Source organism: Pedobacter insulae (genome assembly GCF_900113525.1).
Lineage (GTDB): Bacteria > Bacteroidota > Bacteroidia > Sphingobacteriales > Sphingobacteriaceae > Pedobacter > Pedobacter insulae.
On sequence record NZ_FOPP01000005.1, the window covers coordinates 252,685 to 278,401 of the forward strand.

General features: G+C 38.7%; 24 protein-coding genes. 6 read left to right on the plus strand and 18 right to left on the minus strand.

The window, feature by feature from the left end; all coding sequences use genetic code 11:
* Positions 1–3: 3 nt before the first annotated feature.
* From BM207_RS10550 to BM207_RS10600, 11 genes are read right to left on the minus strand one after another with little or no spacing between them, the layout of a single operon-like run.
* Positions 4–1,887, minus strand: coding sequence for an ATP-binding protein (locus tag BM207_RS10550; protein WP_090993738.1), 1,884 nt, complete (start codon positions 1,885–1,887; stop codon positions 4–6).
* Positions 1,888–1,899: 12 nt separating this feature from the next.
* Complete coding sequence (locus BM207_RS10555; RefSeq protein ID WP_090993740.1) at positions 1,900–2,520, minus strand: LuxR C-terminal-related transcriptional regulator; 621 nt, start codon at positions 2,518–2,520, stop codon at positions 1,900–1,902.
* A 51-nt stretch (positions 2,521–2,571) separates the two neighbouring features.
* Positions 2,572–3,243, minus strand: coding sequence for a hypothetical protein (locus tag BM207_RS10560; RefSeq protein ID WP_143095944.1), 672 nt, complete (start codon positions 3,241–3,243; stop codon positions 2,572–2,574).
* Between the two features lie 10 nt (positions 3,244–3,253).
* Complete coding sequence (locus BM207_RS10565; RefSeq protein WP_090993744.1) at positions 3,254–3,877, minus strand: hypothetical protein; 624 nt, start codon at positions 3,875–3,877, stop codon at positions 3,254–3,256.
* Positions 3,878–3,887: 10 nt separating this feature from the next.
* Positions 3,888–4,829, minus strand: a complete 942-nt coding sequence (locus tag BM207_RS10570) for a hypothetical protein (protein ID WP_090993746.1) — start codon at positions 4,827–4,829, stop codon at positions 3,888–3,890.
* Between the two features lie 12 nt (positions 4,830–4,841).
* Positions 4,842–5,774, minus strand: a complete 933-nt coding sequence (locus BM207_RS10575; protein ID WP_090993747.1) for a hypothetical protein — start codon at positions 5,772–5,774, stop codon at positions 4,842–4,844.
* A 7-nt stretch (positions 5,775–5,781) separates the two neighbouring features.
* Positions 5,782–6,567 carry a hypothetical protein gene (locus BM207_RS10580; RefSeq protein WP_090993748.1) on the minus strand — a complete coding sequence of 262 codons (786 nt, stop codon included), beginning with the start codon at positions 6,565–6,567 and terminating at the stop codon, positions 5,782–5,784.
* 14 nt (positions 6,568–6,581) lie between these two features.
* Positions 6,582–6,920 carry a DUF4870 domain-containing protein gene (locus BM207_RS10585; RefSeq protein ID WP_090993750.1) on the minus strand — a complete coding sequence of 113 codons (339 nt, stop codon included), beginning with the start codon at positions 6,918–6,920 and terminating at the stop codon, positions 6,582–6,584.
* Positions 6,921–6,930: 10 nt separating this feature from the next.
* Positions 6,931–7,908 (minus strand): hypothetical protein, encoded by a 978-nt coding sequence (locus BM207_RS10590; RefSeq protein WP_090993752.1) that lies wholly within the window; start codon positions 7,906–7,908, stop codon positions 6,931–6,933.
* Positions 7,905–8,570 (minus strand): hypothetical protein, encoded by a 666-nt coding sequence (locus BM207_RS10595; protein ID WP_090993754.1) that lies wholly within the window; start codon positions 8,568–8,570, stop codon positions 7,905–7,907. The genes BM207_RS10590 and BM207_RS10595 overlap by 4 nt, the downstream gene beginning before the upstream one ends.
* 4 nt (positions 8,571–8,574) lie before the next feature.
* Positions 8,575–9,891, minus strand: a complete 1,317-nt coding sequence (locus tag BM207_RS10600; RefSeq protein ID WP_090993756.1) for an OmpA family protein — start codon at positions 9,889–9,891, stop codon at positions 8,575–8,577.
* A 175-nt stretch (positions 9,892–10,066) separates the two neighbouring features.
* Between BM207_RS10600 and BM207_RS10605 the strand changes: the two genes are divergently transcribed.
* Complete coding sequence (locus BM207_RS10605; RefSeq protein ID WP_218155044.1) at positions 10,067–10,822, plus strand: 4-hydroxy-tetrahydrodipicolinate reductase; 756 nt, start codon at positions 10,067–10,069, stop codon at positions 10,820–10,822.
* A 13-nt stretch (positions 10,823–10,835) separates the two neighbouring features.
* On the opposite strand, the gene BM207_RS10610 is transcribed toward BM207_RS10605, so the two are convergent.
* Both BM207_RS10610 and nhaA read right to left on the minus strand, forming a co-directional pair.
* Entirely contained in the window at positions 10,836–11,741 is a 906-nt protein-coding gene (locus tag BM207_RS10610; protein ID WP_090993758.1) for a universal stress protein, read from the minus strand.
* Positions 11,742–11,863: 122 nt separating this feature from the next.
* On the minus strand, positions 11,864–13,180 hold the full coding sequence (nhaA, locus tag BM207_RS10615; RefSeq protein ID WP_090993760.1) for a Na+/H+ antiporter NhaA: 1,317 nt from the start codon (positions 13,178–13,180) through the stop codon (positions 11,864–11,866).
* A 57-nt stretch (positions 13,181–13,237) separates the two neighbouring features.
* Here nhaA and BM207_RS10620 point away from each other — a divergent pair, with 57 nt between their 5' ends.
* Positions 13,238–14,551 (plus strand): TIGR00341 family protein, encoded by a 1,314-nt coding sequence (locus BM207_RS10620; RefSeq protein ID WP_090993763.1) that lies wholly within the window; start codon positions 13,238–13,240, stop codon positions 14,549–14,551.
* Positions 14,552–14,572: 21 nt separating this feature from the next.
* On the opposite strand, the gene BM207_RS10625 is transcribed toward BM207_RS10620, so the two are convergent.
* Together BM207_RS10625 and BM207_RS10630 are read right to left on the minus strand one after the other, a co-directional pair.
* Positions 14,573–16,414: a chloride channel protein gene (locus BM207_RS10625; RefSeq protein ID WP_090993765.1), complete on the minus strand. Its 1,842-nt coding sequence runs from the start codon at positions 16,412–16,414 to the stop codon at positions 14,573–14,575.
* A 66-nt stretch (positions 16,415–16,480) separates the two neighbouring features.
* Entirely contained in the window at positions 16,481–18,004 is a 1,524-nt protein-coding gene (locus BM207_RS10630; protein WP_090993963.1) for a bifunctional GNAT family N-acetyltransferase/carbon-nitrogen hydrolase family protein, read from the minus strand.
* 110 nt (positions 18,005–18,114) lie between these two features.
* On the opposite strand from BM207_RS10630, the gene BM207_RS10635 reads away from it, so the two are divergent.
* Both BM207_RS10635 and BM207_RS10640 read left to right on the plus strand, forming a co-directional pair.
* A complete protein-coding gene (locus BM207_RS10635; protein ID WP_090993767.1) occupies positions 18,115–19,689 on the plus strand; it encodes a hypothetical protein in 1,575 nt (524 codons plus the stop codon).
* 138 nt (positions 19,690–19,827) lie between these two features.
* Positions 19,828–21,417, plus strand: a complete 1,590-nt coding sequence (locus BM207_RS10640; RefSeq protein ID WP_090993768.1) for an ABC-F family ATP-binding cassette domain-containing protein — start codon at positions 19,828–19,830, stop codon at positions 21,415–21,417.
* Here BM207_RS10640 and metG read toward each other — a convergent pair.
* A complete protein-coding gene (gene metG, locus BM207_RS10645) occupies positions 21,410–23,518 on the minus strand; it encodes a methionine--tRNA ligase (protein ID WP_090993770.1) in 2,109 nt (702 codons plus the stop codon). The genes BM207_RS10640 and metG overlap by 8 nt on opposite strands.
* Positions 23,519–23,556: 38 nt before the next feature.
* On the opposite strand from metG, the gene BM207_RS10650 reads away from it, so the two are divergent.
* Positions 23,557–24,456, plus strand: coding sequence for a S66 peptidase family protein (locus BM207_RS10650; RefSeq protein WP_090993772.1), 900 nt, complete (start codon positions 23,557–23,559; stop codon positions 24,454–24,456).
* Between the two features lies 1 nt (position 24,457).
* Positions 24,458–24,868: a DoxX family protein gene (locus BM207_RS10655; RefSeq protein WP_090993774.1), complete on the plus strand. Its 411-nt coding sequence runs from the start codon at positions 24,458–24,460 to the stop codon at positions 24,866–24,868.
* A 30-nt stretch (positions 24,869–24,898) separates the two neighbouring features.
* Here BM207_RS10655 and BM207_RS10660 read toward each other — a convergent pair whose 3' ends face one another.
* Positions 24,899–25,345, minus strand: a complete 447-nt coding sequence (locus BM207_RS10660) for a hypothetical protein (RefSeq protein ID WP_245768079.1) — start codon at positions 25,343–25,345, stop codon at positions 24,899–24,901.
* Positions 25,329–25,709 (minus strand): phage holin family protein, encoded by a 381-nt coding sequence (locus tag BM207_RS10665; RefSeq protein WP_090993778.1) that lies wholly within the window; start codon positions 25,707–25,709, stop codon positions 25,329–25,331. Before BM207_RS10665 ends, BM207_RS10660 begins: the two co-directional genes overlap by 17 nt.
* Between the last annotated feature and the right edge of the window lie 8 nt (positions 25,710–25,717).

The window sequence follows — 25,717 nt, forward strand, 5'->3', positions numbered from 1 at the left end:
TGGCTAATTTTTATCAGCTACCGGTATCGTTGTTGTTGCCTGAGATCCCTTATCGCCAGTAGTTATGATCTTGAATTCTCCACCGATCGATTTTATCCGTTGGGTAATACTATATAAACCTTGACCTCCCGATCCAGTAGATTCCTCATAGCCAATCCCATCATCTAATACATCGATTTGTAATCCATTTGGGTGGTTGCTAAAAGTAATGACAGCATGTTGAGCCTGGGCGTGTTTGATAATATTGTTTACAAGTTCTTGAATCACCCTAAAAAGCATTAACTGCAACTGCTGGGAAAGTTTCTGGGCTTTGCTATCTTTATCGGTTACTTTGACATTTATCAACTTCGTTTCGTTTAGCTCACTAGCAAATTGTTCGGTTGCTTTTACGAGCCCCTCTTTTTCTAGCACGGTGGGAAATAAGTTATGCGCTATATGGCGAACGTCAGCATGGGTGTTTTCTAAAATCCCGGTTACTTTAGCAAGTTGGGCCAATTGTTTTTCTGGTGAAAGATGTGGTATAGACTCCAAACTCATTTTTGCAGCACCGATCATTGCTGCCACACCATCATGCAGTTCATGCGAAATACGGCCTCTTTCCCGCTCCTCACCTAGAATGAACGAATTTAAAATAGCATTTTCCTTCTCTTGTTGTAACCGCTTCAGTTTTAGTTGCTGTGCTTTTCTGTTGTAAATAAAAATACCTCCAAGCATAGTAATGAATAATGCGCTTCCAAGAATCGCATAAAGTAAATTTGAGCGTTGTTTCTGGATTTTCAATTCCTGCTCTGCAATCGTCTTTTCTTTCTTTTCGGTTTTGTATTTAGTATTGAGATCATTGATCCTCTTTTTATTCTCTTCTGGTAGTATTTTATCGTATAGTTCTTTAAATTTTTTATAGTATTCGGAAGAAGTTTTATAGTCACTCGCATTATAGTATATTATTCCTGCGTTCGCATAAGCAGAATAAAGGCCAGTATTATAACCAGATTTAAGGTGTATTTTAATTGCCTCTTCAATGCTTCTTTTCGCCTCTTCATGCCTTCCCTTTTCAGACAACTTAGTTCCATAAATATCTAAAGCATCACCTAATATGCTTAGATACTGAAATTCACGCGCTTTATCAACAGCCTTCTTAATGTAAGATAACGACTTATCTAAGTCTTTTTCTGTGGTCCCCATAATGTAGTTTCCATAACTAAATGCACTTGGATTATGATGCTGCTCTGCAAGTTGAATTGCTTTTAATGCCCATTTTCGAGCTTCTGGAAAATTGTTCGTCTTTTTTACATAGATTGCAGTATTGGATGCGAGATTTGCGATGATGGTTGTGTCTTTTATCTTTTCAAGGATATTATAGCCCTTCTTATAATATTTTATCGCTTCTTCATCGTTTTCGTTTATTCCTAATACCGTTGCCAAATTATTATAAGCATACACTAAAGCCAAGGGATTATCTTGAGTCTCAAGTTCTTTCACGGTTAATAGCATATATGACGCTGCATTATCGTAATCGCCTGACCTGAAATAATTAGCCCCCATTGAATTTAAAATGATCAGATAGGCAGAATTTGGATCTTTTTTATTAACAAGCTCGTACGCTTTTTTATTATAATACTGAGCAGAATCGTATTGAGATCTCACGTCAAAATAGAACCCCAATTGAAAATAAAGGTAATCCATATAAGAAACCTTATGTTTTTTCCCAAATTCGATTGCCTTAAGAAAAAGGTATTTGCAATCTTTGCCTGGAATTTTTATACATTTTTCGGCCTCATCGTACAGAAGTTTAACTTCAGTATCAACTTTTGGCTTGGTATTATATTTTATTTGACCAAATGACACGAAATGAACAAGAAAAAGAAATAATGTAAATGAAAATTTCATAAGTGTATTGTTCTAAATTTTTACCATTCCCTGCATTATCGCCTTTTTTACCATTCCAGCTATGTTGCGAACATCTAGCTTAAGCATAATATTTCCACGATGTGTTTCGATCGTCTTCTCCGATAGGAACAGTTCTTCTGCTATTTCTTTTGTTGTTTTTTCCTGAACAATCAATTGTAAAATTTCTCGTTCACGGTCTGTTAGGTCAGCCTTAAAAGAAGAGGTTTGTGTTTCAAAAAAAACCTGCTGCGTTTTCGGACTAAAATACTTCTCATTATTCATCACGGTTTTAAGTGCTTTCTCAATATCTTCTCTGCCATCTATTTTTAACAAATAGCCGTCAAAACCAGCATTAATAGACGATTTAATAGTTACTGAATCCGAATGACTGGTTAAGGCAATAATTTTCATATCAGGCATTAAACTCTTAATCTCCTGGATAATCTCTCTTCCGTCATCTTTCCCAAAATGAATATCGAGTAATAAAACATCAAAGCTTTCATTCTCCAGAATTTTCTTTAGGCCTATGAAATTTAATGCTCTTTCTGTTTTTTCCACAAAACTGAAAGTAGATAGAAGCACTTCCAAACCGTCTAATACCAGGAAGTGATCGTCTGCAACCAAAATTCTCATTTAACTAATTTTAGATTTATTGTTTCTAAAACTAGTCATTTTTTTTAATAGCTAATTCATTCTCAAATCAATAAAGTAATTTGTATGGGATATTTCTTTAAATGTCACGTAAATCTTTTTTCCGTTTATCACACTTGATTCTTCCAAGAGTAATTTATTCCGGGGTAAATTCACTGGAAATAATGCCGGCAATTTTGCCTCCAGTTTTAGGCGATTAAAATAATAGATGGGCAAAAAATTGACCGGATAATCTCCAACAAAAACATTGGAACTCTCGACCGTTTTTAGATACTTCATGTTAAATTCGGCCCCTTCTATTTTTGAAAATCCTAAATCGTTTTTGTTAAAAATCTTTTTTCTTCCTGTAGGTTTGTAATACTTAGGAAGCGATTTAACCAAGGGGAAAGCTAACTTTTTTCTAATTCTTGTCGTTTGCTCAAACTCTCCCATTGCGCTTAACAAATAGGAGCCATCCGGTTTTCCTATTATCCAATTGTACATTTCGCCCGATGTTCCATAAGCTTCTGGCGTAAAAAGCCAATAGTTAGTAGTTGGATTAAAATAAACAACTAGCTCTCCCTGATAACCAGGTTCACCCGCAGGAATCATCTCATTCTTATATTCCCAAACCCAGGCCTGACTAAAATTCATCGACAGGGGTTGTGCCTTTGTGCAGAACGAGAAGGAAAATGAGATGATCGAGATTAATAGCCAGTTGGTCATGCGTTTAGGTTTAATAGATAAAATCTTCTTTTGAACTTCCTAAGGCTTGAAAAACAGGAAAATTCAAGGTAACTGTGCCTTCATAAACTTTCCATTTTTCAGGGGTTTCTACGTCTGTAGGAAGGCCGATCTTGCCCTTCACTTTGATAATAGTTTTGTCTTTCTGCAGCTTGATAATTTCACCTTCTGCTTCGAATGACATCCATGTTTCTACGCCGCCATTTTCGACTGCTTTCATGATGGAAAATGTAAACCCGTCGTTTTCTCCATTGGTCATTTTTCCGCTAATGGGGCGTAAGGTGGTTAGATCTTTTCCCAAAAAGCCAATCAGAATATTGTCTTGTCCGTTTTCTCCGCCAGAAATTGTGATAGCAAGGGTTTCCTTAGAAGCAGTTATACTTCCGAAGCCATTCTTAAACTGTGCTTGAAGATTTTCACCGTCAACAGTAACGTCAACCAAGGCATTGTTTTTTTCGATGTCGTCTACGTTCATCGCATCAAGCTTATTACCGGAAGCAGCTTTTATGCTTTTCTCTATTAGGGAAGTGGATACTCCATTTTTATCGTCTTTGGATTGGCCACAACCGCACAATGCTAAGAGAAAGATAGCTTGAATACATACATTATTTTTCATTTTATTTTCGCTAGTTCATTGATTTGTATCCTGCTGGGTTGAAATTGTAGCTCCCGTTTTCTATTCCGGTAACTTGCACTTTATAAGTTGGTCCTGAAACTTCCATTAAAGAGTAGGTGATGCCATCAACAGCTATGTATCCTACAAAGAAAATCCCAAGTGCCTCAAACTTTCCGGGTGCTAAACAAACATCGTAAGATGGTCCTAACCAAAAGGTGATGCTCTTACCTTCGGAATCAATGCCCTTGTATTCCTTTTGAACATCTCGCGTGTTTAGATGTGGTCTTTTATTGCCTGTTGGTTTAAAGTTGTTCTTGAACCATTTTTCACTTAAACCCCCTTTGGCATTTGGCCCAAAGTTACCGACACCGGTGGGCGTTTTGGAGATAATCTTACCATACGAGGGATGCGAAGCGTAACCAAAGTACTCTCCATTTCTAAGGAAACTATCCATTGTCATTTCTTGAGCTCCTTCCTGGTCAGCATAGAGCTGCTGAAAAGCCTCATTGGGGAAATAGGACTCATTTTTATCCCAGCTCAGGAAAAAATAGCTACTCCCAGATAGTTCAGGTGTTGAAATCGTAACGGTGAATTTCTTGGTAGGATTTGTGCATATGCAGTTGTTTTTTAGCAGATACTTTTCGATATCAAAATTTACTTTTTTTTCTGGATTTCCTTTTCCTCCGTAGGCTTCATGCAACTGCTGCATTGTTAATTTATATTCATTTTTGAAAACGCATTTTTCCATAACTATGATAGAATTTTCTTTAGCCGAAGAAATCAAATCGGGCCTCTTAAGGATTTGGGATAACTCTTGTTTACTCCACTTAGCAAGTATGATAGCACAACCTTTTTCTTTTTCGCAGAGTGCAATTTGCAGACCGTTTTTCTGCTCCTGAGAGCAAGCTGTTAATGTGAAAAGCAGCGTAATAATTAATATTAAGTTTTTCATGTAAATAAAATTTTAGTTCATTGATTTGTATCCTGCTGGGTTGAAGTTGTAGCTACCGTTTCCTATTGCGGTTATCTGAAATTTAATGGCGGGACCTGAGATTTCCATGACCGTGTGTGTTATACCATCTACCGCTAAGTATCCTAGGTTGAAAAAGCCCAGCGCATCAAATTTTCCAGGTGGCAAGCAAAAGTCATATGATGGGCCAAGCCAGAATACAAGCTGATTTCCTTCATCATCTTTACCAAGGTATTCATATTGAAAATCTGCGGTATTAAGATGTGCTCTTTTTTTACCGGTCGCCTTGAAATTCCTTTTAAATTTGGCTTCGTTCTCTTTATCGTTTCCAAAGTTCATCACACTCATTCCAATAGGCATGTTATTTTTGATTTTTCCAGCTTCGGGATGTGAAATATAGCTTGCGTATTGATGGTTCCTAAGAAATGCGTCGACTGTCATCCCTTCCAGTTCATCGCCATAGAGTTTCTGATAGGCGTCATTCGGCATATAGGCCTCTTTTTTATCCCAACTGATAAAAAAATAGCTGCTACCTGAGAACTCTGGCGAGGAGATTTTTACACTGATTTTTTTGGTTGGATTGGGACATTGCAAACATTGGTTTTTTTTCAAATAGTTCTCCAGATCGAAATCTGTAATTCTCTTAGGTTCACCTTTCCCACCATAATTCGCATGCAACTGCTGCATGGTTAATTTACTTTCGTTTCTAAAGTCACACTTCTCAATTACGAGAATGGCATTGGCTGAGGTAACTAGATCAGGTCGTTTAAGTATTTGGGCAATCTCATTTTCGCTAAGTTTTGTGATTACAATTTCACAGCCTTTATTTTTTTCACACAAGGCAATCTGGAGTTCGCTTTTCTTTTTTTCCTGAGAGCAAGCGGTTAGTGTAAAAAGCAGAATAAAAATTAATATTAAATTTTTCATGGACAGCTTACTTACATTTACTTAAGATGATTTTGGCCATTTGTATGGCGACTGATTTATTTTTCTCATTGTCATCACTCACATCGCTAGCAACTACGAATTGTACACCGTTTTTTAAAACTTGTAGTTCGTTAGTGAAGATGTTCCACCGTGCAGCATCTCCCAAGTCTTCTACGACACGATATCCTTTTGATATATTTTTGAAAGCATCCATCATACTGCTGCCAATTTCCTTCACTTGTTCTTTACTCACATTTTTTTCTTCTGCATTCTTCAACGCTGCATCTGCCTCTGCATTTCCAGAATTTCCTTCCGCTACATCGTTAAGACCGTCTTTTGCTACTTTCATTTCTTCATCTGAAATTGCTCTATAGATGTTTTCAAATGCCGTTAAAGACATGGGTTTGATACTCTTTACCTCAACCACATCTGGTAATGGTAATCCTTTTCTGATTCCAACAGTACTCATTCTACCATTCATAAACTTATATTTAAAGGAGTGGTATTCGGGCTTTTTCATCACTGTATTGCTTTTGGTTTCCATTACCTCTTTTGAAAAACCAGTAGCAGCAAGGACATCGTTTTCAGTTATCAATTCATTATATTTTGTCTGGTATCCCAGCAAGCACTCATTGCCTCCAGAAGCATTGGGGTCGGCTTTTCTTCTGCTTTCTGCATTTGCTATCGCACCATCTAGGTTTATGTCTCCAGCCTCCGAGGTTTGGTTTTTATTTCCTGAACATGACATAAGCCCTAAAAACAGGCTTAGGATTAGTAATTTATTTATTTTCATGGCGGTTTTTTAGATTAAATATTTGCGAACCATTTGTTATATAAGTTTCCCACAACAGGGATTGGTTGTTCTTTTCCGTTGAGGGCATTTAATAAGCCCATTAGCCAAAGAGCCACGAGTACAAATGTTGCCGAAAGGGATAGTATCCATCCTAAATATGGAATGAAATTTACCATGAACAGGGCAAACCCTGTGCACATGAGGCCCAGGCTTTGACGGATGTGATAAGTGCTAAATGAATTTTTCTTATCATTATTCATCACGAAAGCGATGATAAGGCCAATTAGAGTGAGGTAAGCGATAATAGCGATGCTTTTGCCTTCCTCTATCTTGTTTTGAGTATTCTCTATCATAGTTTAAATTTTAGTTTTCTAGTCTTTCTACTTTAGCCTTTGGTTTATCCTCCAGCCTTGGAACATTGGGTTTTGGTTTATCTTCTAACCTTGGAACATTAGGTTTAGGATCTTCCAATCTTGGAACATTAGGCTTCGATTTTTTTCCTGGTTCTATTGGCAGGAGGTCGTCTTTTTTAGGGTTAACTGGTAGGAGGTCGTCTTCTGGTTTGGGGTCATCTTCTAACCTGGGAACGTTTGGCTTGGGACCATCTTCTAGCCTTGGTATATCAAACTTCGGCTTTTCAAAATCCTCCCATGGATCTTTCCTTTCGTTTGCCTTAATACAGGTATAGGTGATCGGGATTTTGTTGATACAAGCTTCTTTAGTAGGCACCTTAATCGTTGCAATAAATAGACCTTCGATTCTTTTTTCATCGATAATCTGTACATCGAATTTTAAACTGATGTACTCATTTCCGAAATCTGCTTTATACAAATCAGGTCTTATCTGCCGCCACTTTACATTAGGATTATTCATTAGAAAGCGTGCGTGGAAGGGATTTGGGAAATTAACATTTCCTGCCTGCGCCATGCCTTGCAACATAGTTTTGAATGGGTTTGATGTCTGTCCATAACAGATATCGCCTGTAACCGTACCAATCTTTACTTGCCATTGGCCATCTGTGGGCTGGAAAGTAGGGTTGAAAGGGTAGATCATGGTAAACCCATCGCCCCCGTAAAGCTTATCTAATTGTGTTCGGGTCATGTCGGTTGTTACGTAACGTTCCCATTTTCCATTGATTTTGGCGTCAACTACGATAGCATTTTCGGGGAGGTTTTGATAGTAACCGTTATTCTTGCCTTCTGCAATGTCGTAATCAGCTGCATCTGCTTCGGAAATTTGAAATATACAGCCGTTACCACCTTCGCAGGTCGCTTGGAGTATTTTTTTGGCATAACCAGTGCCAGATAGTGTTACTAAGAAAAATAATATCAGCGCTCTCATTTAGAAGATTTTAAAGGTTGATTAAAAATAAACTGTGTAAATTCTATTGCTTTTTCTTTACTGACTTGTTCATTTGTGAAATTGCTCGTTACCGTAAAGGAAATTCCTTTAGCAAATACGTGCAAAGCATTTACAGGCGTTTCCCAGTACGCCAATTCTGCAATATTTCCAAGTTTCTCGAACTGTTGTGTTTTTGCATTTGCCGCTAAGTGTTTAGCTTCGCTTATTGCTAAATCCGCATCAAGGGTTTCATCCTTGGTTATCCGATTTATTTCTTCTTGGATAGAGGCGTTGCTTTCGAACTTCTTTTGGAAAGCTTCTTTATTTGTCTTCGTTAGAAAGCCTAATCCCAATGAATTATATCCTTCAACTGTTAAAGTTTTTCCATCAATTGCTTTAATCGTCTTTTCGTCACCAGTTGGCCAACTAAAAAGAACTGCTCGCTTGGTAATATCAGGAGAAAAATTTTCGATATAAACTTTAATTTTTGTCGCATCCGTTCCAGCAATTTCCGCAATACTCTCCTTGGAAATGCTTCCAGGATTTTTCATTATCGAAGTTACCTGAGTCGCGTCGAAATTTTCCGGAGTTTCTACTACCTGACTGCCGCGGTTGCACGCAAACAGCAGCAATAAGGCAAATAGCGAAATAATGTTTTTCATTATTTTATAATTTTATGAATTCGACACGGCGGTTTTGTGCTTTCCCTTCGGCGGTATTGTTGCTGGTAACAGGTTCACCTTCTCCTTTACCGTCGGTAAGGAGCCTGCTCTCGTCGATGCCAAAACCATAAGCTAGTCTTGTTTTAACAGATTGCGCTCTTTTCTTCGACAGGGCAAGATTTGCGGCGCCATCGCCATCGCTATCGGTATGGCCAACAATTTTAAGCTTCACTGATGGGTTTTCTGCTAGCAGGTTTCCAATCTCGGTAATGATTTTAGTGCTTTCTGCCTTGATTTTATCGCTATTCACATCAAATAAAATCTCGTTGGTTACGAATTTACCTTCTGTAAGCAATTTGGTTCTTGTGTCTTCTCCAGCAACTGCATAGCGGATGTTAGCAACCATAAATTCATCTGGATGATCTGCCGTTGAATAATTCATATACTTAGCACCTATTTTAAAGACATTGTACTTTTTACTAGGATTAAAAGCTTGAGGGATATCTAACACTTTATTTTGATTAATATAAATTCTTAATCGGCTCTTTTGACGCCAAATTGAAACTCTTGCAGTCATACCGTCCGAGTAATCCTTACCACCAGAAACTAGATCTTCAATATTAAGTCCCTCATTTTTATTTACTTCCTTGCCATCTTCTACCAAATAAAAACCGGCTTTTTGGTTACTTCCCAGCCAGTTGAACCTGAAATAATTAGGAAGGTGTTCCTCTGCTAAGTCTGCTCTTGGATCTGCCGAAGGCGCGATATATAATTGATATTGGAGGATATTGTTACTTCTGTACCTTGTAAATACATCCATCTCTAGCGTAAAATTCTCAGGCATATCTGTTACAAAATTCGGCTGGAAATAACCGTCTTTTGTTATTGAAAGCCACTTTTGGTTTTTGTTGGCAAAGGTTACAATTTCGGCAGAAGAATTAGTATTCCAGCCCAAAGGGAAATCTCCAACATCTGTGCTAGAGAAATCATCAAATCCTATAACCTTATTTCCTGGAACAAAGTCGAACTTAGAATTGCTTTTTGTAGCTGAACTACTATTGCCAACGGTTTCATTGGCTGCTGCGGGAGAATTGGTTGAGGCCTTTGAATTTTCTTCTTTTTTATCCTTATCTTTCTTTTTAAAGATACTTCCAATACCTTTTTCAAGTTTATCCAGCCCTTTATCAATAGTTCTATCGGTAGTTCTATTAGTTCTTTCTTCAACTTTTCTTTTGGCCGTTTCTTTGGGATTAATTACCTGTGCAACTGCTGCAAAGTTGATTGCAAATGCACATGCGATAAGAGTCATTCTTGTTTTCATGTTGTAGATATTTTAAGTTTATAAGGCAAATTTGGATAGAAAATGAGTTGTCTTTATCGGGGGAATTATGGGAATTTATTATCAGGGAAAACCCTGAGAAGCTATTAAAATGTGGATTTTAGCAGGTTAGAACACATTTTGTTGCTTTTTCACAAGTTTTTCCTATTTTGCGAGTATGAAGATAAAAGTTGGATTGTTGGGGTTTGGTAAAACAGGTAAGGCTGTGGCAGCCGTTATATTGCAAAACCAAGAATTTTCTCTAGAATGGGCTTATAGAAGAACTACGGTATTAGAAAATAGATCTGTTCCGGAATTTCTTGGCTTAGAGAGCGATGAACCGGGATTGATTTATTCGAGTGAGCATATTGAAATATCAAATTTACTGGATCAACATCCAGTGGATGTTATCGTAGATTTTTCTTCAACGGAGGGAATCTACACTTATGGAGTAGAAGCGGCGAAAAGAAAAGTAAAGATTATTTCTGCTATATCGCATTACGGTTACGATGAATTGGAGCTACTTAAAGAACTGGCTAGGGAAACTACCGTATTTTGGTCTCCCAATATTACCTTGGGAGTAAATTACTTGATGTTTTCTGCCAAGTTTCTGCAAAAAATTGCTCCAGGGGCAGACATCGAAATTGTAGAAGAACATTTCAAGCAAAAGGAGGGTGTTTCAGGAACTGCAGTTAAAATAGCACATGCCTTGGATTTGGATGCAGCCCAGATTAACTCGGTTAGAGCGGGTGGAATTGTGGGAAAACATGAGCTTATTTTTGGCTTTCCATTTCAAACCGTTAGACTTATTCACGAATCAATTTCTAGAGAAGCATTTGGTAATGGAGCTATTTTTGTGGCTAAAAACTTAATGGATAAACCCAAAGGGCAATACAATTTTGAGGATCTTCTAAGGCCTTATTTCCAAATCTGATTACGTTGATTTTTTAGGCCATGGTAAAATGAAGGTCAGCGTCTACTGTCTCTGATGCGATATCCATTGCCTTTTTTCGTTTGAAACAAAGCACTGCGAAATCGTTATTTTCTATCATCCGCTGGGTATAGCTTCCAAATAGAAATTCCCATGCATTCCTTTTGCTAGAACCGTTTATGATGATCAAATCTGCGTCTTCATCATGCCCTACACTGGTAATGCCTTCCGCTGCATTTGGATTGAGTGCGACACCCGAAGTATAAAATAATTGGTCTTCGTTCATCCATGTCCTTGCATCCCCGATCATGTCTTTTACCGTCTTGGTTATATGGGGTTCTTGTTTTTCTAGGAGACCGATAATCGATACATTGGCATTGTTCTTTATTAATATCGAACGACTGAAGAAGTATTTGCCTTTTGTGTCTTTTTCCGGTCTTACCGGAAATAAAATATTATTGAAACAATCGAATGTTTTTTCTGCTGGGACAGTTAAAACGGAACAGGGTGCTTGCTTAAATATTCGATAGGAGCTGCTATGAAAAAGATATCTGAAAAACCGATTATCCGTTTCTACCGGGTGAATGATTAAATCGCAATCTAGTTCTCTGGCCTTCTCACAGATACTACTTGAGGTGTTGTTGGTGTCATGATGTAAAGTGCATTTCACTCCATAAGACGTTCTGATCGAATCAGCTAAATCCATAAATACAACTAGTTCTTCTTTGAATAATTGATCATTAAACGTTGAACCTGGACCGGCCTCATCTTCTAATGGGGGGAAATTACTCGCGTCCACTAAATAGAGCAAATGGAGCTCTGCACGATGGCGCTTACACATTTGAATAGCTGTATTAACCGCATTCAGTGAACTTCCTGAATAGTCGACGTTTACAATAATCTTGTTGATTGGATTTTTCATAGCCTTTTTCTTTTACGATAATGCAATGGAGGGACAAATGCCCTGTGAGAGGTCATAATATAACCAAAATTTTAGTAAAAAGCAAATATCAAAGTTAAATTTACCCTTCAACATCCTGGAAATTATTGTTTGGTATCACTACTTCTCAACACCAAAGTGCCCAATATTCCTGCAAAAACGGAGGCTATGAGTATTCCGTATTTCGCTTGTTCTACAAAGGTCGGGTTTTTAAAGGCTAGGCCGCTGATAAAGAGAGACATTGTAAAGCCAATACCTCCCAGAAGCGCTACACCATAAATGTGTTTCCATGTTGCTTCTTGTGGTAAAGCACTTATACCTACCCGTACCATTAACCATGTGAAGAGAAGAATACCTAAAAATTTGCCAACGACTAATCCTAATGCAACACCTATCGAAACGGGGTTAATAATCGAAGCAAGAAAGTCGCTCCCAATAATAATCCCAGAATTGGATAAAGCAAATAGTGGCATAATTAAAAATGCGACCCATGGATGTAGTGCGTGCTCTATCTTTTGTAAAGGTGTTTCGGCGGCCAAGCTCAGATCCTTTACATGCTGAATGGTATGGTGCTGAGCTGAAGTGGTCAGCGTGCTGTTGCTTGGGATTTCTTGTTCGAACTCATGCGTGAGTTTTTTAAGGTTTGTGGCATATACACGCTCATCGATTTTTGTAGCCGCAGGAATGGTAAAGGCCACCAGCACACCTGCAATAGTAGCGTGTACCCCAGAGAAAAGAAAACCAAGCCAAACGCAGATTCCTACAATCAAATAAAAGGCGCTGTTTCGAATGCCCAATTTGTTTCCGATTAGTAAAACGATGAAGAATATTCCAGCGATCCACAGTGCGGCAAAATTCACGCTCACAGTATAGAAGAAAGCAATTACCAATACAGCCCCTAAATCGTCGGCCACAGCAAGCGCTGAAAGGAAAACCTTCATAGAGGAGGGTATATGTTTTCCTGCCATCGATAGTAATGCGAGGGCAAATGCAATATCGGTTGCCATAGGAATTCCCCATCCCCGCATCGAATCCGTCCCATAATTTATAATCACATAAATAAGTGCCGGAATAACCATACCTCCTAAGGCTGCTCCCATTGGTAATGAGGCCTTGCGAAAAGTCGAAAGTTCACCATCCATAAATTCCCGCTTTAGCTCAAGACCAATTACAAAAAAGAAAATGGCCATTAGGCCGTCATTGATCCAGATATGAAGAGGCTGGCTCAGCATTGCTTCCCCAAATCCAACTGTCAGTTTTAACTCCCAGAGATGATGATAAGAGTTAGGTGAACTATTGGCCCATAAAATAGCGATAACGACACTTATTAATAGTACAATACCACTTGTATATTCTAAATGGATAAACCTGTTTACTGGTGCGATAATCTTTTCGATTGGTGATTTCTGGGTCACTGCCATAGCTCAATATATTTCGCGAGTTTTTGTCGGTAAGATACAAAATGCTACCTTAATGTTATGAAAGAAATCTACCAGGCTATCAAAAATTTTATTACCTACCGGTTTAGCTTACACGGCGATAGTGCGGAGGAGGCAGAAATATTCAGTTCCATAAAAAAAAATGTGGAATTCAAAGGTGCAAATCTTTGGACCCTGATCTTTGCAATTTTCATTGCTTCTATTGGATTAAATGTTAATTCAACTGCGGTAATCATTGGCGCAATGCTAGTTTCCCCACTAATGGGGCCAATTATGGGCCTTGGGCTTGGCATTGGAATTAATGATTTTGAACTGGTGAAAAAAGGGGCTAGAAATCTTACTATTGCTACGGTGATCAGCATTGCAACCTCCAGCCTTTATTTCTGGATTACACCATTGCACGACGCCTCCTCGGAAATCCTTGCCCGTACTTCCCCATCAATATGGGATGTTTTTATTGCAGGACTGGGAGGCCTTGCGGGTATCATTGCGGTAACCAGGAAAGAAAAAAGCAATGTAATTCCAGGGGTTGCTATTGCCACTGCCCTCATGCCTCCGCTATGTACTGCTGGTTTTGGAATTGCCACAGGAAATCTTTACTTTTTCTTAGGGGCAATTTACCTCTATTTCATTAATAGCGTGTTCATTTGCCTGGGCACTTATTTGATTGTGCGCTATATGAAATTTCACAAGAAGCAATTTGAGGACAAAGCTTATGAGAAAAAGGTACGTCGTTATATTCTGATCATTACGTTGGTAACCGTAGCTCCTAGTATTTATCTCGCTTTCAGGATAGTTGACCGCAGTATTTTTGAAAGCAACGCCAAAAGCTTTATCCAAAATGAGCTAACCTTTCATGATACACAGGTGATTTCTAAAAATTTTAAATACAGCAGGAAAGGCAATGAAATAGATCTATTGCTCCTGGGAAGGGAGTTAGATGCCGGGCGACTGGACTCTATAAAGAAAAAACTGCCTCTTTATAAACTTGAGGATACAAAATTGATCGTTAGGCAGGGACTGGATGCTAAAAATGAAATTGATATATCCCAGATCAAGGCAAGCATCTTAGAATCGGTTTATCAGGGAGATTCAATTAAGACTGCTAACACAACAAAAATGGATTTAGATCTTCCAGACCTGAAGCAGGAACTGAGGACGCTCTATCCGCAGCTTGTGAGTTATAGCATGGATAACATAATTGTAAAACGATTGGATGCAGATATTCAAGATACCATTACCCTTGCGGTGGTTAATTTTAAGGAGCCTATGTCTGCAAGAGAAAGGGAGAGGCTAAGACTATGGTTGAAAAGCAGAACTAAGGCCGACTCGTTAAAATTATTAACCGATTAATATACAAGACAGACGAATTCTTTATGAGTATTCTTTAAGCATTTGCCTGTAGCTTGTGAGGATCGCAGATTTTGATAAAAATCCGATAAATTTGTTTTGGTGATCGACCACAGGAAGATGCCAAGTGCCGGTTTCATCAAATTTGCGAATGGTATCAGCCATGTCATCATTAGGGTGCGCAAGGGCTGGCGGAGCTTTGATCAGTTTGGAAATTGGCAACGGTTGGTTTGGATCCTTAAAAAGGAAAGGACGAATATCATCAAGACTCATTAACCCACAGAGCTTTCCTTCAAGGTCTACAATCGCAAATGCATTTTTCTTTCCTTTACTAATAATTTCCATCATTTGCTCGGAACTGGCACCAAGGGGGATTAGCTGAGAATCCATATCAATTAGATTGGCAATATTCATCCTATTGAGCAGATTTCTGTCATGTTCTGTAGTAAAGATTTTCCCATCTTCGGCCAGTTGTCTTAAGTCTGGTGAAATTGGAGAAAACCATTTTGCCATTAGATGAGAAATTACCGCAACAATCATTAGTGGTATAAATAGATCATACCCAGAGCTTGATTCTGCAATCAAAAAAATGGCGGTCAGTGGCGCATAGAGCACACCACTCATTACACCAGCCATACCCACAAGCACAAGATTTGTTGTAGGTACATCGTTAATGCCGATTAAGGTACATACAGTAGCGAATAAATAGCCAAGTGTACCTCCTGCAAATAAAGAGGGTGCAAAATTACCTCCGTTACCTCCACTGAAGATCGTTGTAGAAGTAGCAAAAGCCTTTAAGAGACAGACGAACAACAGGAATATAATGACCAGCCATTCACTGAATTTAAAGTAGCGGAAAAAGCTCTGACCTAGCACTTCATCAGTATTCCCATTGGTAAAGGATTTTACTGTTTCATAACCCTCACCAAAAAGAGGGGGAAATAGCACACAAAGCGCAGATAAAATCAGCCCACCGATAACTGCTTTTCGAATTTTTGAAAATTTAAGCCGATGAAACAGGCGTTCCACCCATTGTGACACGATCACAAAATACCTGGCGTAAAGGCCTGCAAAAAGACCAAGTACAATATAAAAAAAGGAATTATGGTAGTCAAATGCCTCTCTCGAGCGGAAAAGGAAGAGAATGTCTTCTTGCAGTGCGATCCGTGATACGAGACTTCCGCACACAGCGGCCACTACCAGGGGAATAAAATCCGTAAAAACTACTCCTGTTAAAAGGATTTCAAAGGCGAACATCATGCCCGCTATGGGTGCGTTGAATGCAGACGCAATACCCGCAGTAGCACCTGCTGCAAGTAAGAGTGTCCGTTCTTTATAATCGAGTTTATAAGTTTGCGCAAAATTAGAGCCTATGGCTGAACCCGTAACGGCAATTGGACTTTCTAAGCCGGCCGAACCCCCAAGGCCCACCGTAATGGCGCTCTGTATAATCTGTGAGTACATTTTAACATGTGAAACAATACTAGAGTTTTGGGCTATTTCATAGAGAATTGCCCCAATCCCTTTTCTGTCTTGTCCATTATACACATACATAACTACCAATGTTGTCAGCACAATGCCAAGGAACGGGAAAACCAAATAAAATAGAGATTGGTATTCCAGATGGACCCTATGACTGATGAAAAAGTGAATGTAGTGGACTAAGGTTTTCAAAAGTACACCCGCCAGTCCGGCAGTCGTGCCTACCAAAATGCCAGAAAGAATAAGGAACTGATTCCTGCTGAGCCTATTCTTTAGAAAATAGATGACAATCTCATAGCTTCTAACCTTTTTGAGACTAGATTTCTGGAAATCCCTTTTAAACTTCAGGAAACTATGGTACTTCTTTTTCTGTTCAATTCTCAATTGGATAATATTTTTTAGTCCATAGGGGAGCGTAAAAAGATAAAGGTAAGAATTATTGCCCAGGTTCTACACCTTGCGGTTTCTTTTCAAGGTATAGAAATCCGGCCTGCGATCTTTTAGGTTTCGTACACTGCCATAGGAGTGGAGTTCATCTAGCAGCTTAAGGTCGACATCTGCCAACAAGATCATTTCTGTGTTGGCAGTTGCCTCGCTTTTTATGCCATTGGATGGAAAAGCAAAATCGCTCGGGGTAAACACAGCCGATTGAGAATAATTAAGGTCAAAGTTTTCCACCTGTGGAAGATTTCCCACGCTGCCTGTAATTGCGACAAAGCACTCATTCTCTATGGCCCGTGCCTGTGCACATGTTCTTACCCGCATGTAGGCATTTTGCGTATCGGTAAGAAAAGGAACAAAAAGTATCTGCATACCTTCGTTTGCCAACAGCCTAGGCAGTTCAGGAAATTCAACGTCGTAACAGATAAGTATGCCAATTTTTCCCGCATCGGTATCGTAGGTTTGCAACATTTCTCCTCCTTCTAGCCCCCAATACTTTACTTCGTCTGGAGTGATGTGTATTTTTTCATAACTGTCAATTTTTCCGTTCCTGTGGCAAAGGTAACCAACATTCTTCAGGCTATTATTCTCATAAAGGGGCATACTGCCCGCAATAATGTTTACGTTGTAGCTTACCGCAAACTCAGAGAACTTTTCTTTTATTCTTTGAGTAAACTGTGCCATAGCTCTCATGGCATCCGCTTCTTTCATTTGATTGAACTCATGCATTAAGGGCGCATTAAAATATTCCGGAAAAACTGCAAAATCTGCCTTATAGGCTGCTATCGCATCTACGAAATGCTCAACTTGCTGAAAGAGTTCGTCTATGGAGTTAAAGACCCGCATCTTCCATTGAACTAAACCAATTCTGACCGTTTTTCTGATCTTTTCGCCAATTTTAGTCGGTGGCGTGTAATAAACATTATCCCATTGGAGTAAAGTTGCGTATTCTTCACTCTGTTTATCCTCGGGCAGATAGTTTTTGAGTACTTTCTTAACATGGAAATCATTACTTAATTGAAAACTCAATACCGGGTCGTAGATTTCCTTCAGTTTTACTTTTTGTATATACTCTTTAGGCCCGTATTCTTGCGAATGCTCATGATAATTAGGGATTCTTCCACCGAAGATAATTGCTTGCAAGTTAAGTTTTTCGCAGAGCTCCTTGCGGGCATCATATAGTCTGCGGCCAAGTCTTAGTCCCCTATAATCCGGATGTACGAAGACCTCAACACCGTAGAGTACATTTCCATCTTCGGTATGGGTAGAGAACGTATAGTTACCGGTAATTTGCTTATAAGTGTGGTTGTCGCTGAACTGGTCGTAATCTACGATAATTGAAAAAGCACTTCCTACTACAATTCCATCAGCAAAAATTACAAACTGACCAAGGGGAAACTTTTTAATTAGCAGGTCAATCGTTTCACGTTTCCACATGCTGCCGTCCCATGAACGGTAAGCTTTTTCCATTGTGCTGAGCAACTGATCAAAGTGGCTCTGTTCTAAATTTTTGATTTCTATCTTCTGGGTCATACCTGTTTCTTTTCGCTTTCTTAGCTGCAAAAACCTGACCAAGAACATTGGTTCTAACCTTATATTTAATAAAAATGCAGTTATATTTGCTAGCATAAATTGCAAATTTGATGATGGGAAAGCTGCGTATTATCATTTCCTTAGTAGGAATCACTTGTATGATTGGTTGCGCAAATAGCGTTAGCCAACAGATTAATCATAACAGATATTTACAAAATTCGAATGTTCATATTTTGAATGATTCGCTTAAACTTCACTTAACCACCCCCGCAGATATCAAATACCTGATTTCCAAGAAGTCTATCAAATCGGCGATGAAGAAAAACAAGGTTAAAACTGTTAATCCAGTATTAGTTTATGGCACAACAGCTTCACCGTCCTATCAAATTCTGGTAACTATTGGAGACAAATTAGAAAAGCGTGGTAAGAATAAATTGGTTTTGGATACTGTTATTGATAATCAAGTTTTACATTTTTTAGGAATTACCAGCGATGAAGAGGCGGCGAACTCTATGGGAACGGATTTGCGAAATATTTACGCAGGGATAAAATCTGGTCACAACTATATGCAGGATACGAGTTCTGTTTTGTCGGTTTTAAATAGATCGATGTCTTCCAATGCCTTTTTGAAAGTACTTTTAGAGATGCAACAATTTCCTATCCCAAAAAATCAGGGAAATAGCTTAGAAGTTCAAATGCAGCTAACTTTTGCATCGTTTTTGAAAAATAATCCTTTATACGATGATTTGGTTAAACAAATAGAGAGTAAGTTTAAGCCTAAAGATAGTGTGATAAGCGTTATTAAGCGGCAGGTAACTTTCGATCATGCTGCGATGGATACAATTGTAGCTAGAGCTCGGTTAACGAACGTAGTAATGATCAACGAAAATCATTTTTATCCGGCTCACCGAACTTTGATACTAGATTTGTTGCCAAAGCTGCGGGCTGAGGGTTACGCGTATTTGGCTTTAGAAGCGTTGGGTACAAGTGCCGACACAGCATTAAATCAACCAAAAACGTATCCTGTTTTAAAAACTGGTTTCTATACGCGAGAGCAAACTTACGGCAATTTAATACGTGAAGCCAAGAAGTTAGGCTATCAATTCGTGGCTTACGAAAATGAGGATCCGAAAAAGGACAGAGAGGTTGGGCAGGCAGAGAACCTCTATCGTAAAACGATAGGGAGCGATAAGCACGCCAAAGTATTAATTGTTGCTGGAGTCGACCACATTTTAGAGCATCCTTTCGCAGGTGGGAAAAAGTGGATGGCTAGTTATTTCAAAGACCTGGCGCAGGTTGACCCATTAACCATTAGTCAAACTCATTTCAATTTATATCGCAATAGTGGTATTGGCAAGTATCAGCTTATTTCTAAAAAAGATCTAAACGGAATAGCGGGAGTGGCTCCTGTTGATTATTTCCTTTTAAACAATAGCCGAGGTGAAGTTTCTTTATGGAAGGATAGGACAAATTATCATAATCGTTTGGACAATACAGTTCAGGTAAGCCTATTCTACAAAAGTGAAATGAAGAATGAAAGCGATTATCGACAGAATGTTCCTTATTTCACCACCCTCATTCCAGCAGGCAAAACTTTGGAAATGCCTTTTAATAAAGGCAATTTGACAGTGTTAGTTGCTTACGACAAGCTGGGAAACGTTTTAGAAAAAAGAACAGTCGAATAAATATCTGATAATTTAGCGATTTTTCTTATTTTTGTCGCTCACCAAAAACGTAGGTTAATGTAAGAGATAATTTCTTTAAAAAAATGGATAGAGCCGAAATGTCGGGCTCATTTTTATTCACAATTATTAAAAGAAATTATGCTTATTCTACAGGGGGCGACCTATACGCATCCAAATAGGGACTTGTTGTTCGACAATTTAAATCTCACCATTCATAAACAAAATAAAGTGGCATTGGTTGGCCACAATGGAGTGGGGAAATCGACGCTATTAAAAATTTTATCAGGGAACCTACAACTTTCGGCAGGCGTGTTAAAAACCGATGCGACGCCTTATTTTGTCCCTCAGCTTTTCGCTCAATATAATGAAGATACCATTGCAAAGGCCTTGGGCATTGAAGAAAAAATTAAAGCTTTATATGAAATTCTTAGTGGTAACGTAACCGATGCAAATCTATCTTTGCTTGATGATGATTGGACAATAGAGGAACGCTGCGCTACAGCTTTAAAACATTGGGACTTAAAGGTGTTGGATCTAAACCAAAAGATAAAAGGACTTAGTGGTGGGCAGAAAATGAGGGTGTTTTTAGCAGGAATGATGATCCATCAGCCTAAAATAGTTCTGTTAGATGAGCCCAGTAACCATTTGGACATAGCAGGCAGAACTTTACTATATGAATATATTAAAACTACCTCGAATACTTTAGTGGTAGTAAGCCACGATAGAACTTTATTGAATTTACTTGATACGGTTTGTGAACTTAGTAAAAACGGCATTACCCGTTATGGTGGAAATTACGATTTTTACCTAACGCAGAAGCGCATAGAGCAGGAATCAGTAATGCTTGGATTAAAGAATGAAGAGAAAGCGCTTCGCAAGGCGAAAGATGTAGAAAAAGCATCATTAGAACGCCAGCAGAAGCTAGATGCTCGAGGGAAGAAGAAACAAGAGCAGGCAGGTTTATCGAGGATTTCTATGAATACTCTTCGTAATAATGCCGAGAAGAGTACTTCAAAACTAAGGAGTGTACATGCAAAAAAAATAGTTGAAGTATCGGCAGGATTAAAACAGCTGCGCACTGAAATATCCGATATAGAGAAAATGAAAGTTGGTTTTGACCACTCTTTATTTAATCGAGGAAAGGTATTGATAAAAGTAGAGGGATTGAATTTTACTTATGACAATACCATGTTATGGCCTGAACCATTAACTTTTAGTATAGGTGCAGGAGAGCGGGTTGCATTAAAGGGAGCAAATGGATCGGGGAAAACTACATTCCTAAAATTGCTATTGGGTCAGTTGCTTCCTCAACAGGGCACCGTAACAAATGTGATAGTAAATGCCATTTACATTGATCAGGATTACGCGTTGATTAATAACGAGCTCACAATTTATGAGCAGGCTCAGTTAAATAATGCTGGCGGATTGCAGGAGCATGAAGTAAAGATTCTGTTGAACAGATTTCTATTTACTAAAGAATGCTGGGGCAAGCCCTGTTTAGCTCTTAGCGGCGGCGAGAAAATGCGTTTAATGCTTTGCTGTTTAACTATTGCGATGCAAAAACCAGAAATGATTATATTAGATGAGCCTACCAACAATTTAGACATTCAAAATTTGGAGATTTTAAAGTCGGCTATTCTGGCGTACGAAGGAGTACTTTTAGTGGTTTCCCATGATGAATATTTTTTAAGGCAAATTAATATTGAAAGAAGTATTACGCTTATCTAATCGTGCTTCCTTCTTCAAACTTAACGCCTGGTGCAACAAATGTTAACCGCCCTTCAGAATCTTCTGCCATTAAAATCATTCCTTGAGAAACAATGCCTTTGATTTCACGAGGGGCAAGGTTAACCAGTAAACTCACCTGCTGACCGATGATATCTTCAGGTTGGTAATATTCTGCGATACCTGATACTACTGTGCGCTCATCTAAACCCGTGTTAACAGTTAATTTTAGCAACTTCTTTGTTTTCTCGACCTTTTCGGCTGCGATAATGGTTGCTATACGGATATCCATTGTGCCAAAGTCGTCAAATTGGATGTTTGGTTTAGCCGGCGCTACCTTTTTATTTGCGGCAATATTCTCAGCTTTACTATTGTTTAATTTATCGATTTGGCCTTGAACAGTTTCATCTTCAATTTTTGAGAACAACAATACTGGTTCGTTTAATTGATGTCCGCGCTTTAACAGGTTTATACTCCCAGCATCAGCCCAAAGGTGACCGCCATAGTTCAGCATTTTCTGTAATTTGCCTGCTGTAAAAGGCAAGAATGGTTCGATTAAAATTTCAATATTGGCTGCAATCTGCAAACTGATATTTAAAATGGTGCGAACACGATCTTCATCGGCTTTAATGACTTTCCAAGGCTCTGTCTCGGCTAGATACTTATTACCCAAACGGGCAATGTTCATTACCTCGCCCAGAGCCTCTCTGAAGCGGTAATTTTCAATAGACGCACTGACCTTTGCCGGCGCAGCTGCTAACTCATCGATAACCGCTTGATCTTGCTCGGTTAAATCCATTAACGTGGGCACTTTCCCGTCGAAGTATTTATGGGTAAGTACTGTTACTCGGTTAATAAAATTACCTAGAATAGCCACTAGCTCGTTGTTGTTTCTGGCTTGGAAATCTTTCCAGGTAAAATCATTGTCTTTCGTTTCTGGAGCCGTTGCCGTTAATACATAACGCAGAACATCTTGTTGATCTTTGAATTCCAATAGATATTCATTTAACCAGACTGCCCAGTTTTTTGAGGTCGATATTTTCTGACCCTCAAGATTTAGAAACTCATTTGCGGGCACATTATCGGCTAAAATATAATCACCATGAGCTATTAGCATTGCTGGAAAAATAACACAGTGGAATACAATATTATCTTTGCCGATAAAGTGAACTAATTTAGTTTCTTCCTCTTTCCAATATGCTTCCCAGTCACATTTATCTGTTGCAACCTGCCGAATGTAATACTCTTCAGCTTTCGGATTCCAAACATCAAGTTTTGCATAATTACAAAGCTCTTTAGTAGCAGAAATATAACCTATCGGCGCATCAAACCACACATATAAAACTTTGCCGTCGGCACCCTTAACAGGCACACGTACGCCCCAGTCCAGGTCTCTTGTCATAGCCCTCGGCTGCAAACCTGCGTTTAACCAGCTTTGGCATTGGCCGTAAACGTTTGGCCGCCATTCTTTATGGCTCTCAATATAGGCTCTTAATTTATCTTCGTATTTATCTAAAGGTAAAAACCAGTTTTTTGTTTCTCTACGTACAGGTGGCTCGCCAGATAGAGTTGATTTTGGATTGATCAGGTCTGTCGCATTTAACGTACTGCCACAATTTTCGCATTGATCACCGTAGGCATTTTCGTTTCCGCATTTTGGGCAGGTACCCGTAATATATCGATCGGCTAAAAAGCTTTGTGCTTTTTCATCATAGTATTGTTCGGTTACTTCTTCAGTGAAAACCCCATCATTATAAAGCTTTTCAAAAAAAGCTTCAGCTGTTTGATGGTGGGTTAGTGAAGAGGTGCGATGATAAATATCAAAAGAAACGCCAAACTCCTGGAAAGAATCGCCAATAATTTTATGGTATTTGTCTACGACCTCTTGTGGGGTTATACCTTCTTTTTTAGCTTTTAAGGTAATTGGAACGCCATTTTCATCAGAACCGCAAATAAATTTTACATCTTTTTTATTAGAACGAAGGTAACGCACATACGTGTCTGCAGGCAAATAAACGCCAGCCAGGTGACCAATATGCACAGGGCCGTTCGTGTAAGGCAGGGCTGCCGTTACGGTATATCTTTTAATTTTATCGTTATCCAAAACTATTTATTTATTTTGCAAAGATATTGTTTTTACCTATGATTAAACAGCCACCTTACTTAAAAAAAGGAGATAAAATTGCAATAGTTTGTCCCGCTAAAAAATTACCCAAGCCTATTGATGGTGCAATTGCGATTTTGAAATCATGGGGACTGGAGGTAATCATTGGTGAAACGGTGAATGCAGATTATCACCAATTTGCTGGAAACGATAATTTAAGGACAGCAGATTTGCAACGGTTTTTAGATGATCCGGAGATAAGGGCTATTATAGCAGGTAGGGGAGGTTATGGTACCATTCGCCTTATTGATGAGTTAGATTTCACAGTCTTTAATGAATATCCTAAATGGTTGATTGGCTTTAGTGATATTACCATTTTATTGTCCCATGCCTTCGCAAAGCTGAATACCCAAAGCATTCATGGGCAGATGCCCTATACTTTTGAAAACAGTACTCCGCAGGCTTTAGCCAGTTTACAAGGAATACTATTTGGTGAAAAAATAAGTTATCAATATGAAAGTGTTTTTGGAAATAGACCCGGCAATGTCGAGGGGATATTAATTGGCGGAAACTTAACCTTGCTGATCGCTGTTGAAGGTTCTGTTTCGGAGATGGATTTTGAAGATAAGATTCTTTTTTTGGAAGATGTCGGAGAACACGAATATTCGATCGATAGGATGATGCGTATTCTAAAAAGGAAGGGAAAACTGAACAAATTGAAGGCATTAATTGTTGGTGCTTTTAATGAGTTGGGAGAAGAGACAATACCTTTTGGGCAAACGCCCGAAGAGGTGATTTGGGAGTTGGTTAAGGAGTATAATTATCCCGTTTGCTTTAACTTCCCTACGGGGCATATTGATGACAATAGAGCGATGGTTTTAGGGAGAAACATTTCGTTAAATATAAATAAACAAGAAGTTCAATTTAAGTATATATAAGATGGCAATTTTAGCTAGTTTAGGTAAGTACCGTAATACGGGCTTATTAATTATTCGGGTAGGCATTGGCGCTATGATGATGGTTCATGGGTATCCAAAAATATCAGGCGGTATAGAGATGTGGAAACAGATAGGAGGCAGTATGCAGCTCCTTGGAATTGATTTTTTCCCTGCTGTATGGGGGTTTCTTGCTGCGACTATTGAAGCTGTTGGTGGATTGTTTTTACTTTTAGGGCTCTTTTTTAGACCAGCTAATATTCTACTCTTGTTTGTGATGATTATAGCATGTCTAGTACATTTATCCGACCCAAAACAGGGTATTATGGAAGCTTCACATGCAATTGAATTAGGCGTGTTGTTTCTGGGATTACTTTTTATTGGTCCAGGCAAATATAGTGTGGATAAGAAATAAATAGGCCGCCCAACGGCAGCCTATTTAAAATTAATACGTTTCGCTATCTGGGGGAATTCCATAGTCTACAAAGGCTACTTCATTTTTAGTTTTTGCTTTTCTACCGGTAAAAAAAGATTTTATCATATTAAAAATTCCGGATAAACTTTCTGCATCTAATGATTTTCCAACTTTTCCAGAGACAAGAGCGCCCAGGGCTTTCGTAACTAAACCAGATCCTTTAAAAAGCGTACTATTCATGATCATTGGGAGCACAATCGACATGATTTTACTGCTAATGTTGGTTTTTTCATCGAACTTTAAAAATCCACTTGGAGTAGCATATTTCTTAATTAAATTGCTTAGGCTAAATTGATTTATATAAGCTTTTGAATCATACTTAAGTTGAACGCCCTTTTGTTTGTAATCAACTTTTAAGAGTTGTATTTCAGTTTTTAGTTCCGCTAAGGTTCGTATGTTTTTATTTGTCTTCATCATCGTCGTCTTTATCGGCTAACTTATCGAAATATTTTGCAATGAACAGATTAACCAGGCCTGGTTCCAAATACTTGTCTTTGATTAGGTAAATAATAATGGACATGATAAAATAAATACCGGCCACACAGCCAAAACCCCGTGTATAAGTGCCCAAAATATCAGAAAGAAAAAGGGCGAGCGTGAAGGTGCCAAATAAAAAAGCAAGCATAAAGCCAATAACCACAGCGCCGCTTGTTATTAAATCTGCGATTAGCTTTGAGCCCTTTTCAACGGCAGTTAGCTTCGTATATTCAATGCGCGTATCGATATAGTCTTTCGCATCCGAGAAAATATCTGCGATACCTTTTTCTTTATTTTCTTCCATTATATATT

Excerpts from the sequence above, each read along its gene's own strand:
- BM207_RS10550 (WP_090993738.1), bottom strand. The coding sequence starts at position 1,887 with ATGAAATTTTCATTTACATTATTTCTTTTTCTTGTTCATTTCGTGTCA.
- BM207_RS10555 (WP_090993740.1), bottom strand. The coding sequence starts at position 2,520 with ATGAGAATTTTGGTTGCAGACGATCACTTCCTGGTATTAGACGGTTTG.
- BM207_RS10560 (WP_143095944.1), bottom strand. The coding sequence starts at position 3,243 with ATGACCAACTGGCTATTAATCTCGATCATCTCATTTTCCTTCTCGTTC.
- BM207_RS10565 (WP_090993744.1), bottom strand. The coding sequence starts at position 3,877 with ATGAAAAATAATGTATGTATTCAAGCTATCTTTCTCTTAGCATTGTGC.
- BM207_RS10570 (WP_090993746.1), bottom strand. The coding sequence starts at position 4,829 with ATGAAAAACTTAATATTAATTATTACGCTGCTTTTCACATTAACAGCT.
- BM207_RS10575 (WP_090993747.1), bottom strand. The coding sequence starts at position 5,774 with ATGAAAAATTTAATATTAATTTTTATTCTGCTTTTTACACTAACCGCT.
- BM207_RS10580 (WP_090993748.1), bottom strand. The coding sequence starts at position 6,567 with ATGAAAATAAATAAATTACTAATCCTAAGCCTGTTTTTAGGGCTTATG.
- BM207_RS10585 (WP_090993750.1), bottom strand. The coding sequence starts at position 6,920 with ATGATAGAGAATACTCAAAACAAGATAGAGGAAGGCAAAAGCATCGCT.
- BM207_RS10590 (WP_090993752.1), bottom strand. The coding sequence starts at position 7,908 with ATGAGAGCGCTGATATTATTTTTCTTAGTAACACTATCTGGCACTGGT.
- BM207_RS10595 (WP_090993754.1), bottom strand. The coding sequence starts at position 8,570 with ATGAAAAACATTATTTCGCTATTTGCCTTATTGCTGCTGTTTGCGTGC.
- BM207_RS10600 (WP_090993756.1), bottom strand. The coding sequence starts at position 9,891 with ATGAAAACAAGAATGACTCTTATCGCATGTGCATTTGCAATCAACTTT.
- BM207_RS10605 (WP_218155044.1), top strand. The coding sequence starts at position 10,067 with ATGAAGATAAAAGTTGGATTGTTGGGGTTTGGTAAAACAGGTAAGGCT.
- BM207_RS10610 (WP_090993758.1), bottom strand. The coding sequence starts at position 11,741 with ATGAAAAATCCAATCAACAAGATTATTGTAAACGTCGACTATTCAGGA.
- nhaA (WP_090993760.1), bottom strand. The coding sequence starts at position 13,180 with ATGGCAGTGACCCAGAAATCACCAATCGAAAAGATTATCGCACCAGTA.
- BM207_RS10620 (WP_090993763.1), top strand. The coding sequence starts at position 13,238 with ATGAAAGAAATCTACCAGGCTATCAAAAATTTTATTACCTACCGGTTT.
- BM207_RS10630 (WP_090993963.1), bottom strand. The coding sequence starts at position 18,004 with ATGACCCAGAAGATAGAAATCAAAAATTTAGAACAGAGCCACTTTGAT.
- BM207_RS10635 (WP_090993767.1), top strand. The coding sequence starts at position 18,115 with ATGATGGGAAAGCTGCGTATTATCATTTCCTTAGTAGGAATCACTTGT.
- BM207_RS10640 (WP_090993768.1), top strand. The coding sequence starts at position 19,828 with ATGCTTATTCTACAGGGGGCGACCTATACGCATCCAAATAGGGACTTG.
- BM207_RS10650 (WP_090993772.1), top strand. The coding sequence starts at position 23,557 with ATGATTAAACAGCCACCTTACTTAAAAAAAGGAGATAAAATTGCAATA.
- BM207_RS10655 (WP_090993774.1), top strand. The coding sequence starts at position 24,458 with ATGGCAATTTTAGCTAGTTTAGGTAAGTACCGTAATACGGGCTTATTA.
- BM207_RS10660 (WP_245768079.1), bottom strand. The coding sequence starts at position 25,345 with ATGATGAAGACAAATAAAAACATACGAACCTTAGCGGAACTAAAAACT.
- BM207_RS10665 (WP_090993778.1), bottom strand. The coding sequence starts at position 25,709 with ATGGAAGAAAATAAAGAAAAAGGTATCGCAGATATTTTCTCGGATGCG.